General features: G+C 72.6%; 11 protein-coding genes. 7 read left to right on the top strand and 4 right to left on the bottom strand.

Going from position 1 to position 10,106, the window contains the following annotated elements:
• Positions 1-93 precede the first annotated feature (93 nt).
• Positions 94-861, bottom strand: a complete 768-nt coding sequence (locus tag P1P70_RS33470) for a LysR substrate-binding domain-containing protein (protein WP_319244509.1) — start codon at positions 859-861, stop codon at positions 94-96.
• 114 nt (positions 862-975) lie between these two features.
• Here P1P70_RS33470 and P1P70_RS33465 point away from each other — a divergent pair, with 114 nt between their 5' ends.
• The gene (locus P1P70_RS33465; RefSeq protein ID WP_319244507.1) at positions 976-1,377 is read left to right on the top strand and encodes a DUF5997 family protein; all 402 of its coding nucleotides are present in this window, start codon (positions 976-978) and stop codon (positions 1,375-1,377) included.
• Positions 1,378-1,461: 84 nt separating this feature from the next.
• Entirely contained in the window at positions 1,462-3,012 is a 1,551-nt protein-coding gene (locus P1P70_RS33460) for a hypothetical protein (protein WP_319244505.1), read from the top strand.
• Between the two features lie 28 nt (positions 3,013-3,040).
• Here P1P70_RS33460 and P1P70_RS33455 read toward each other — a convergent pair whose 3' ends face one another.
• Positions 3,041-3,781 carry a VOC family protein gene (locus P1P70_RS33455; RefSeq protein ID WP_319244503.1) on the bottom strand — a complete coding sequence of 247 codons (741 nt, stop codon included), beginning with the start codon at positions 3,779-3,781 and terminating at the stop codon, positions 3,041-3,043.
• A 107-nt stretch (positions 3,782-3,888) separates the two neighbouring features.
• Between P1P70_RS33455 and argC the strand changes: the two genes are divergently transcribed.
• The 5 genes from argC to P1P70_RS33430 are packed head-to-tail and all read left to right on the top strand — an operon-like array spanning position 3,889 to position 8,752.
• Positions 3,889-4,929 carry an N-acetyl-gamma-glutamyl-phosphate reductase gene (gene argC / locus P1P70_RS33450; protein WP_319244501.1) on the top strand — a complete coding sequence of 347 codons (1,041 nt, stop codon included), beginning with the start codon at positions 3,889-3,891 and terminating at the stop codon, positions 4,927-4,929.
• Positions 4,926-6,077: a bifunctional glutamate N-acetyltransferase/amino-acid acetyltransferase ArgJ gene (gene argJ, locus P1P70_RS33445; RefSeq protein WP_319244499.1), complete on the top strand. Its 1,152-nt coding sequence runs from the start codon at positions 4,926-4,928 to the stop codon at positions 6,075-6,077. The genes argC and argJ overlap by 4 nt, the downstream gene beginning before the upstream one ends.
• Positions 6,074-6,982: an acetylglutamate kinase gene (gene argB / locus P1P70_RS33440; RefSeq protein ID WP_319244497.1), complete on the top strand. Its 909-nt coding sequence runs from the start codon at positions 6,074-6,076 to the stop codon at positions 6,980-6,982. The genes argJ and argB overlap by 4 nt, the downstream gene beginning before the upstream one ends.
• Entirely contained in the window at positions 6,979-8,196 is a 1,218-nt protein-coding gene (locus P1P70_RS33435) for an acetylornithine transaminase (RefSeq protein WP_319244495.1), read from the top strand. Before argB ends, P1P70_RS33435 begins: the two co-directional genes overlap by 4 nt.
• Before the next feature lie 7 nt (positions 8,197-8,203).
• Positions 8,204-8,752 carry an arginine repressor gene (locus tag P1P70_RS33430; RefSeq protein WP_086803528.1) on the top strand — a complete coding sequence of 183 codons (549 nt, stop codon included), beginning with the start codon at positions 8,204-8,206 and terminating at the stop codon, positions 8,750-8,752.
• Positions 8,753-8,962: 210 nt separating this feature from the next.
• Here the strand turns inward: P1P70_RS33430 and P1P70_RS33425 are convergent, their stop codons facing one another.
• Both P1P70_RS33425 and P1P70_RS33420 read right to left on the bottom strand, forming a co-directional pair.
• A complete protein-coding gene (locus P1P70_RS33425) occupies positions 8,963-9,700 on the bottom strand; it encodes an FAD:protein FMN transferase (protein WP_413471609.1) in 738 nt (245 codons plus the stop codon).
• Positions 9,701-9,761: 61 nt separating this feature from the next.
• A complete protein-coding gene (locus tag P1P70_RS33420) occupies positions 9,762-10,025 on the bottom strand; it encodes an FMN-binding protein (protein WP_319244490.1) in 264 nt (87 codons plus the stop codon).
• Positions 10,026-10,106 lie beyond the last annotated feature (81 nt).

Below are 10,106 nucleotides of genomic sequence, written 5' to 3'. Positions count from 1 at the left end.
GGCCGGGCTCTGTGAGCCGGGTGGGGGTGCGGGTGCGGGTGCGTGGGGGCTGGTCGCGCAGTTCCCCGCGCCCCTGACGGGCCTGCGGCCCGTCTATGAGCGGCGGCGGGGCTTTCCGGGCCTGCCGCCGCTCTTGGCGTTTCTGCCACCGGACGAACCGCCCCGGGGGGTGCGGGAGGTCGGCTTGCCGGTGCCGGGGCGCTTGGGCTTCTGCTGCGGCTTCTTCTCCTCGGCGGGCTTGGCGCGGCCCCGTGAGCTGTTGACCGTGCGGCCCCGGACGATGCCGATGAAGTCCTCGACCATGTCGGTGGTCGCGTCCTGGGGCCAGGACAGGGCGACACGGGACTCGGGCGCGTCCGTGACCGGGCGGTAGGTGAGGTCCTTGCGGTGGTGGAGCCGGGCCAGCGACTGGGGGACGACGAGCAGTCCGATCCCGGCCGCCACCAGCTCGATCGCGTCCGCCGTGGTGGCGGGACGCTCGAACGCGGGCTCTCCCGGCGGGCGTTCCCAGTCGAGGGTGTCGTCCAGGGGGTGCAGCACGACCTCGTCCGCCAGGTCCTCGGTGGTCACCTCCTCGACCGCCGCGACGACGTGGTCCTTGGGGACGACGACCACCGTGGTCTCGGTGTAGAGGGGGATCGCGCTGAGGTCGGTGTCGTCCACCGGCAGCCGTACGAAGCCGGCGTCGGCCCCGCCGTCCCGCAGCACGCCGAACGCCTCGGTGGCGGACACCTGGAGGAGGGTCAGGGGGATGTCGGGCAGCCGCTCGTTCCAGATCCGCACCCACTTGGTGGGCGTCACTCCCGGGACGTAGGCGAGCCGGAACGAAGGGAACGAGGGGGATGCTTCCGAGCCTGTCACGTGACCAGGCTAACGGGCGGGGCGACGGGCCCGGTCATCGCCGCCGGGCAGTGCCTTCGCCGCCGAGCAGCCGTGTGGTCGGCGGTCGCGCAGGCGCTCGATACCCTTGACCCCATGACGTCGCACCAGACCACCCAGACCATGAAGCCCGCCACCGCGGCGAAGAAGCTGGGTGTGTACCTCCAGGCCACGCCCGCCGAGTTCCAGGAGGGCGCCGTCTCGCGCGCCGAGCTGAGCGCGCTCCAGACGAACCCGCCGACCTGGCTGGAGGAACTGCGCCGCAACGGCCCGCACCCCCGCCCGGTGGTCGCCGAGAAGCTGGGCGTCTCCATCGCGGGGCTCGCGCGTGGCGGAGTCACCGAGCCCCTCACCACCGAGCAGATCGAGGCTCTGAAGCAGGACAGCCCCGAGTGGCTGCAGAAGGAGCGCGCCACCCAGGCCGAGGTCCGCAAGGAAGGCGCCCGCATCAAGAAGCGCAACGCCGAGCGGGCGGCCCAGGCGGACGACCGGAGCTAGCGCCACGGCAGGCATCGCGGCAGGCATCGCGGCGCGGCGAAATTCGGGAGCCGTGCGGCAGGGGCCCGGGGCAGGATGCCCCCTGTGAATCCCCTCCTGTGCGGGCTCGCCGCCAATCCGGCTCTGACCGCCGAGCTGGTCGACCGGCTGATCGGGCTCGCGGACGCCGATCTCGACGACGAACTCGCCCGCCGCGACGACCTCACCCGGGCACAGGCGATCACACTGGCCTCGCGGGACGAGAGCAACGGGGTGCGGCTGGCCTACGAGGGCGCGCTGACCGCCGCCGGCGTCGATCCCACCGCACAGCCGCGCATCGCCCTCGCCCTGCTGGACGAAGGCGTCGGCGACCCGGCGTGGGCTCGTCTCCTCGCCGCGTCCGAGGCCGTCGAGCTCCGGGAGCGGCTGGCCGCCTGCCCCGGCCTGCCGCCGGACGTCGTGGAGACCCTCGCCGTGGACCCGGACGTACGGGTCGTCGCGGAGCTGGCCCTGTGGGCCGGGCCGGACATGGCCGCCCGGCTCGCCACACATCCGCACGCCGAGGTCCGCCGCGCGGCGGCGCTCAACGAGGCGACCCCACCCGAGGCGCTGGCCGCCCTCGTCGCCGGCGAGGATCTGCCTCCTGTCCGGCACTGCCTCGTCTGCGACCGCGAGGAAACGCCGTTCACACACCGCCCGGACTGCCCACGGCTCGACTGCGATCTGCGGCCGGGAGCCTCCTGCGACGGCTCCCACGAGTCCACCGTCCTCGACATCCTGCGGGCGGCCCTGGAGAACCCGGCCACACCGGCGGACGCGGTCGCGGCCTTCGCCGACCACCCGTCGACGCTGCTGCGCTGGGCGGTCGCCGCCCGTCCCGGCCTGCCCCCGCAGGCGTACGCACGGCTCGCCGTGGACCCCACGCCCGGTGCGCGCGCCGACCTCGCCGCGAACCCCGCGATCGACGACACCCTGGTCCGCGCACTCGCCGACGACACCTCGCCCGACGTGCGGCGCGCGCTCGCGCACAACCCACGGGTGCCGCTCGACGTCCTCGCGGAGCTGGCCGCCACCACCCGGATCGGTACCACGCCGCTGCCGCGGATCGCCTCCGCCACGGCCGCCGAGGTCGAGGAGCTGGCCCGGTCGCCGCACGCCGCCGTACGCATGCTGCCGGCGCGACGGCGTGATCTGCCGGCCGGCGTCCGTGACGCGCTGGCCGACGATCCCGACGCCAAGGTGGTCTCGGCCGTCGCCGCGCATCCCGGTCTCTCTGAGGCCCGACTGCACGCCATGGTCGACCGGCACGGCGTCCAGGTCCTCACCGGGGCGGCGGCCAACCCGGATGCGACCCCGGCGTTCCTGGAGCGTGTGGCCCGGCACCGGCCACCGGTCCGCAAGGCGCTCCGCGCGATCGCCCAGCACCCCCGGGCGACGGCCCCCGCGCTCCTGCCGTGCCTGGCGGACGAACGGGCCCGGCCCCTCGCCGCCGGCCACCCGGCGCTCCCGCCCACGGTCGTCGTCGGACTGCTCTCCGATCCGGCCGACCCGGTGGCGGAGGCCGCGGCCGCCAACCCGTCCCTCCCGCTCGCCGTGATGCACGAGCTGACCCGGCGGCCATGGCCGACCGGTCGCAGGGGCGACGGTCCGGGGTGACGGTCCCGGGTGATCGCCGCTCCCGCGATCAGGACGGCGCGAGGACGCAGAACTCGTGACCCTCCGGGTCGGTCAGGCACGTCCACGGGACGTCGCCCTGGCCGACGTCGAGGTCGGTGGCGCCGAGGGCACGCAGCCGGGCCACCTCGGCGGCCTTGTCGTCACCGGGACACGGCAGCAGGTCCAGATGGACGCGGTCCGGCACGGGAGCCGAGGCCGGCGTGCGGAGGAACTCCAGGTAGGGGCCGACCCCCTTGGCCGACCGCAGCACGGCCTGGTCGTCGGTGACCTCGTGCACGGCCCAGTCCGTCGCCGCGCCCCAGAACCGGGCCATGGCCCGCGGATCCGCGCAGTCGACGACCACGGCGGCGATCGGGCCGGTGTCCCGGTAGACCTCCCGGGGCTCCAGCACACAGAACTCGTTGCCCTCGGGGTCGGCGAGGACGGTCCACGGCACCTCGCCCTGGCCCACGTCGGCGGGCGTCGCGCCGAGCGCCTTCAGCCGCGCGACCAGCTCCGCCTGGTGCGCCTCGGACGTGGTGGCGAGATCGAGGTGCGCACGGTTCTTCGTCGCCGTCTTGCCCTCGGGGACGGGAACGACGTCGACGCCGACCGCGACCGGGTGCGGCCAGACCAGGCCGCCCGCGGGCCCGACGTAGGTGGTCACGCCGGGGCTGTAGGCGGTCCAGCCGAGCGCCTCCGCCCAGAACCGTCCGACCGCCCCGGCGTCGAGAGCCTTGATGTTCACGTGCACGGGTCGCAGCGCCATGCCGATGATCCTATGCGTCCACCGCGCCGCTCCCTCGCGCGAGACAGAGGCAGATTGCATAAACGTGCACCGAAACGTATAGTCATGCCATCCAAGAGGAGGGTTCCATGGCGGTACGCGTGGCGGTGGCGGGAGCGAGTGGTTATGCGGGCGGCGAAGTGCTGCGCCTGCTGCTCGCCCACCCCGAGGTCGAGATCGGTGCACTGACCGGCAACTCCAACGCGGGCCAGCGCCTGGGCGCGCTGCAGCCGCACCTGCTGCCGCTGGCCGACCGGGTGCTCCAGGAGACGACCGCCGAGGTGCTCACGGGCCAGGGCCGGCGGCATGATGTCGTCTTCCTCGCACTGCCGCACGGGCAGTCCGCCGCCGTGGCCGAGCAGCTCGGCCCGGACGTGCTCGTCGTCGACATGGGCGCCGACTTCCGGCTGAAGGACGCGGCCGACTGGGAGAAGTTCTACGGCTCGCCCCACGCCGGCACCTGGCCCTACGGCCTCCCCGAACTTCCGGGTGCCCGCGCCGCGCTGGAGGGGTCCAAGCGCATCGCGGTACCCGGTTGCTACCCCACGGCCGTCACCCTGGCCCTGTTCCCGGCGTACGCGGCGGGCCTCGCCGAGAACGAGGCCGTGATCGTCGCCGCCTCCGGCACCTCCGGCGCGGGCAAGGCCCCCAAGGCGCATCTGCTGGGCAGCGAGGTCATGGGGTCGATGACCCCGTACGGCGTCGGCGGCGGCCACCGGCACACGCCCGAGGTGATGCAGAACCTCGGCGGTGTCGCCGGCGAGCCGGTCACCGTGTCCTTCACGCCGACCCTCGCGCCGATGCCCCGCGGCATCCTCGCCACGTGCAGCGCGAAGGCGAGGCCCGGCGTCACCGCCGAGGCCGTGCGCGCCGCGTACGAGAAGGCCTTCGCCGACGAGCCGTTCGTCCACCTGCTCCCCGAGGGACGGTGGCCGGCCACGGCGTCCGTCTACGGTTCCAACGCGGTTCAGGTGCAGGTTGCGTACGACGAGGCCGCGGGCAGGATCATCGCGATCAGCGCCATCGACAACCTCACCAAGGGCACCGCCGGTGGCGCCCTCCAGAGCATGAACATCGCCCTCGGACTCCACGAGACGACGGGGCTTTCCACGATCGGAGTCGCACCGTGAGCGTGACGGCAGCCAAGGGATTCACGGCGGCGGGCATCGCCGCCGGGATCAAGGAGAACGGCAACCCGGACCTGTCCCTCGTGGTCAACACCGGGCCCCGCCTCGCCGCCGCGGGCGTCTTCACCTCCAACCGTGTGAAGGCCGCACCGGTCCTCTGGTCCGAGCAGGTCCTGAAGAGCGGCCGGGTCTCCGCCGTCGTCCTCAACTCCGGTGGCGCCAACGCCTGTACGGGCCCCAAGGGCTTCCAGGACACCCACGCGACCGCCGAGAAGGTCGCGGACGTCCTCGGGCACAGCGCCGGCGAGATCGCCGTCGCCTCCACCGGCCTCATCGGCGTGCTCCTGCCGATGGACAAGCTGCTGCCGGGCGTGGAGGCTGCCGCTGCGCAACTCTCCGAGCACGGCGGCGAGAAGGCCGCGATCGCCATCAAGACCACCGACACCGTGCACAAGACGTCCGTCGTCACCAAGGACGGCTGGACCGTGGGCGGCATGGCGAAGGGCGCCGGCATGCTCGCCCCCGGCCTCGCCACCATGCTCGTCGTGCTCACCACGGACGCGGACCTGGAGAGCGAGGTGCTCGACAGCGCGCTGCGGGCCGCCACGCGGACGACCTTCGACCGGGTCGACTCCGACGGCTGCATGTCCACCAACGACACCGTGCTGCTGCTCGCCTCAGGGGCCTCCCAAGTCGTCCCCGACCACGCGGAGTTCGCCGAGGTCGTACGTGCCGTCTGCGACGACCTCGGACAGCAGCTCATCCGGGACGCCGAGGGCGCCAGCAAGGACATCAAGGTCGAGGTCGTGAACGCGGCGACCGAGGACGACGCCGTCGAGGTGGGCCGCTCCATCGCCCGCAACAACCTCCTCAAGTGCGCCATCCACGGCGAGGACCCCAACTGGGGCCGTGTCCTGTCCGCCATCGGCACCACGTCCGCCGCCTTCGAGCCGGACCGCCTCAACGTCGCCATCAACGGCGTCTGGGTCTGCAAGAACGGCGGCGTGGGCGAGGACCGCGACAACGTCGACATGCGCTACCGCGAGGTGCACATCGTCGCCGACCTCGCCGCCGGGTCCGAGACCGCCACGATCTGGACCAACGACCTCACCGCCGACTACGTCCACGAGAACAGCGCCTACTCCTCATGAGCACCACGCGGAAGCACACCGCCCTCCCCAAGGCCCAGATCCTCATCGAAGCGCTGCCCTGGCTGACCCGCCACAACGGCAAGACGGTCGTCATCAAGTTCGGCGGCAACGCCATGATCGACGAGGACCTGAAGGCCGCCTTCGCCCAGGACGTCGTCTTCCTGCGGCACGCCGGGCTCAACGTCGTCGTCGTGCACGGTGGCGGCCCGCAGATCAGCGCCGCCCTCGACAAGCACGGCATCGTCAGCGAGTTCAAGGCCGGCCTGCGCGTCACCACCGAGGACGCCATGGACGTCGTCCGCATGGTGCTCGCCGGACAGGTGCAGCGCGAGCTGGTCGGGCTGCTCAACCAGCACGGACCGCTCGCCGTGGGACTCACGGGCGAGGACGCGCACACCATCACCGCCACCAAGCACCAGCCCGAGATCGACGGCGAGTTGGTCGACATCGGGCGGGTGGGCGAGATCACCGCGATCGACACGGGCGCGATCGAGGCACTGCTCGCCGACGGCCGCATCCCGGTCGTCTCGTCGATCGCCCGTAGCCAGGACGACGGACATGTCTACAACGTCAATGCTGACACGGCGGCTGCGGCACTCGCTGCTGCTCTTGGAGCGGAGACTCTCATGGTCCTCACGGACGTGGAGGGCCTCTACGAGGACTGGCCGAACAGCGACGAGGTGATCAGCCGCCTCACGGCCTCCCAACTGGAGAAGCTGCTGCCGGAGTTGTCCTCCGGCATGGTGCCGAAGATGCAGGGCTGCCTGCACGCCGTACGGGGCGGCGTCAACACCGCCCGCGTCATCGACGGCCGGGTCCAGCACTCGATCCTGCTGGAGATCTTCACCGACGAGGGCATCGGCACGATGGTCGTGCCGGATGCGGAACAGGGGGACGCCGAATGACCGCCAACGAAGAGCTGACCCAGCGGTGGCAGGGCTCGCTCATGAACAACTACGGCACCCCGAAGCTCTCCCTGGTCCGCGGCGCGGGCAGCCGGGTGTGGGACGCCGACGGCACGGAGTACGTCGACTACGTCGGCGGCATCGCGGTCAACGCGCTCGGCCACGCCCACCCGGCGATCGTCGAGGCCGTCAGCAACCAGATCGCCTCCCTCGGCCATGTCTCCAACCTGTTCGTGGCCGAGCCGCCCGTCGCGCTCGCCGAACGGCTGCTGGAGCACTTCGGGCGCGACGGCAAGGTCTTCTTCTGCAACTCGGGCGCCGAGGCCAACGAGGGCGCCTTCAAGATCGGCCGGCTGACCGGGCGGACCCACATGGTCGCCACCGAGGGCGGCTTCCACGGCCGGACCATGGGCGCCCTGGCCCTCACCGGCCAGCCCGGCAAGCAGACCGGCTTCCACCCGCTGCCCGGCGACGTCACCCACGTCCCCTACGGCGACGCGCAGGCCCTGGCCGCCGCGGTCACCGAGGAGACCGCCCTCGTCATCATCGAGCCCGTCCAGGGCGAGAAGGGCGTCGTCGTCCCGCCGGCCGGCTATCTGAAGGCCGCGCGGGCCATCACGGCCGCCACCGGCTCGCTGCTGGTCCTCGACGAGGTGCAGACCGGTGTCGGCAGGACCGGGCACTGGTTCGAGTACCAGGCTCACGAGGGCGTCCTGCCGGACGTCGTCACCCTCGCCAAGGGCCTCGGCGGCGGACTGCCGCTCGGCGCGACGGTCGCCTTCGGCCGGGCGGCTGACCTCCTGCAGCCCGGTCAGCACGGCACGACCTTCGGCGGCAACCCGGTCGCGTGCGCCGCCGGACTCGCCGTCCTGGAGACCATCCGGGCGGAAGGGCTGCTGGAGAACGTCAAGCGCCAGAGCGAGAAGCTGCGGAACGGAATCGAGTCCCTCGGCGACCCGATGATCGACCATGTCCGTGGCGCGGGTCTCCTGCTGGGTATCGTGCTCACCGAGCCCCTCGCGCCCCTGGCGCAACAGGCCGCTCAGGACGCCGGTTTCCTGGTGAACGCGCCCGCCCCCGATGTCGTACGGCTGATGCCCGCGCTCAACATCGGTGACGCCGAGGTGGACGCCCTCCTCCAGGCGCTGCCCGGCATCCTCGACGCGGCGCGGGCGGCGCACGAAGCCAGTGGGGACGGACGAGCCGGAGAATGAGACGACGATGAGCCAGGCGCAGGAGCACGACCAGGCGGGGCCCGCGGTGCCGCAGACCCGTACCGCACGCCACCGGCGGATCGTCGACATCCTCAACCGGCAACCCGTGCGGTCGCAGAGCCAGTTGGCGAAGCTGCTGTCCGACGACGGGCTGAGCGTCACGCAGGCGACGCTCAGCCGGGACCTCGACGAGCTGAACGCGGTGAAGATCCGCAACACCGACGGCGACCTCATCTACGCGGTGCCGAGCGAGGGGGGTTTCCGGACCCCCCGGGCGCCGTTGGGGGAGTCGGCGAAGGAGGAGCGGATGCGGCGGCTCTCGGCGGAGCTGCTGATCTCCGCCGAGGCCTCGGCGAACCTGGTGGTGCTCCGCACGCCGCCGGGCGCGGCCCAGTTCCTCGCCTCGGCCATCGACCAGGCGGAACTCCACGACATCCTGGGCACGATCGCGGGCGACGACACGCTGCTGCTGATCAGCCGGGATCCGGTGGGCGGGCAGGCGTTGGCGGACCATTTGCTGCGGCTGGCTCAGAACGGCAACGGCCACGCGCACTGAGCCGACGGGGGCGGCTACGGGGAGGGGTGGTTCGCGGGGAGGCCGACCGCGGGTCCGTCGTGGCTGGTCGCGCAGTTCCCCGCGCCCCTTTGGTGACCGGTGGCCGCCAGTGGCCCTACCCCGCCCCTCCTAGCTGCGGGCAGTCGTGCCGCAGGGGTGGCACGGGTGGGCGCGGGCGGCACCCTGTGAGCGCCGGTAAGCGCCCCCCGTTCAGCCCAGGCGTGACGCCAACCCGCCCGTGCAGCGGACCTCGTCGCCCGCCGTGATCAGTAGGGCCTCCGCGTCCGGCAGGGACTCCAGCCAGGCGAGGCCCGCACGGGAGCCCATGGCGAATGCGGCGGTGGCCCAGCAGTCGGCCCAGGTGAGGCGAGGGGCCACGACGGTCACGGAGACCAGGTCGGTCACGGCGGACCTGCCGGTGCGGGGGTCGACGATATGGGCCCCCCGCTCCGCCGTCCCGGACGTGGCGACGGCGAGCCGATCCGCACCGGCGGCGGTCACGACGGCCGCCAGCCCACCCGGCCGCAGGGGATCGGCCACCCCGACCCGCCACGGCCGCTCGGGACCGGGCACACCGCACAGCTGCACATCGCCGCCCCCGTTCACGCTCACCCCGACCGCCCCTGCCTCGACCAGCCGCCGCGCGGCCCGCTCGGTGGCCCACCCCTTCACGAGCCCGGTCGGATCGAAGCGACCCTCGTACGTCGCACTGAACCATCCGTCGCTCAACCGCTCGGCCTCGGCGCACAGTTCGAGCACCTCGGCGACCTCGGCGTCGCACTCCTCGATCGTCGCCTCGCCCCGGGCGAGCCGGGAGATCTGGCTGTGCTCGCGGTAGGTGCTGAACACCTCGTCCACGGCGTGGAGTCCGGCCACCGCCTCCTCCAGCGCGGCCTTGACCGCCCCGGGCTCGCCTCCCCGGATGTCGAAGGAGAAGACGGTGCCCATGACCTCCTCGGCGTGCCGCAGTTGGGCGGGCGCGGCGGCCCCGGCGGGTTCGGCCACCGGGTCAGCCGGCCTGGTCCAGCGCGGACTGGAGGGACTGCTTGTAGCCACCGCTGGTGTACGTGGCGCCTGAGACAGCATCGATGTCAGCGCTCCCTGCCGAGACGGCGTTCTGGTTGAGCTCGGGGATGGCGGTGCCGCTGATCTGGGTCGAACGGCCGCCGCTGGGCTGCTGCAGCGCCTCGGCGTTGGTGATCTTGCCGTCGGTGACCGTGACCCGGACCTGGACCGGGCCGTAGTCCGTCTGGATCGCGGAACCGGTGAGCACCCCTGTCTCTTTAACACATCTGACGCTGCCGCGGAAAACCCTGGGTTAGATTCCGGGGGACCGCTGCACTAAAAAAAAAAA

Origin of the sequence: Streptomyces sp. MB09-02B, from assembly GCF_033794485.1 — a bacterium.
In the GTDB taxonomy this organism is placed as follows: domain Bacteria; phylum Actinomycetota; class Actinomycetes; order Streptomycetales; family Streptomycetaceae; genus Streptomyces.
This window is presented reverse-complemented; position numbering and strand designations above follow the sequence as displayed.

Bases quoted from the DNA above. Each gene is read 5' to 3' on its own strand.
- P1P70_RS33465 (WP_319244507.1), top strand. From the start codon at position 976: ATGACGTCGCACCAGACCACCCAGACCATGAAGCCCGCCACCGCGGCG.
- P1P70_RS33455 (WP_319244503.1), bottom strand. From the start codon at position 3,781: ATGGCGCTGCGACCCGTGCACGTGAACATCAAGGCTCTCGACGCCGGG.
- argC (WP_319244501.1), top strand. From the start codon at position 3,889: ATGGCGGTACGCGTGGCGGTGGCGGGAGCGAGTGGTTATGCGGGCGGC.
- argB (WP_319244497.1), top strand. From the start codon at position 6,074: ATGAGCACCACGCGGAAGCACACCGCCCTCCCCAAGGCCCAGATCCTC.
- P1P70_RS33435 (WP_319244495.1), top strand. From the start codon at position 6,979: ATGACCGCCAACGAAGAGCTGACCCAGCGGTGGCAGGGCTCGCTCATG.
- P1P70_RS33430 (WP_086803528.1), top strand. From the start codon at position 8,204: ATGAGCCAGGCGCAGGAGCACGACCAGGCGGGGCCCGCGGTGCCGCAG.
- P1P70_RS33425 (WP_413471609.1), bottom strand. From the start codon at position 9,700: ATGGGCACCGTCTTCTCCTTCGACATCCGGGGAGGCGAGCCCGGGGCG.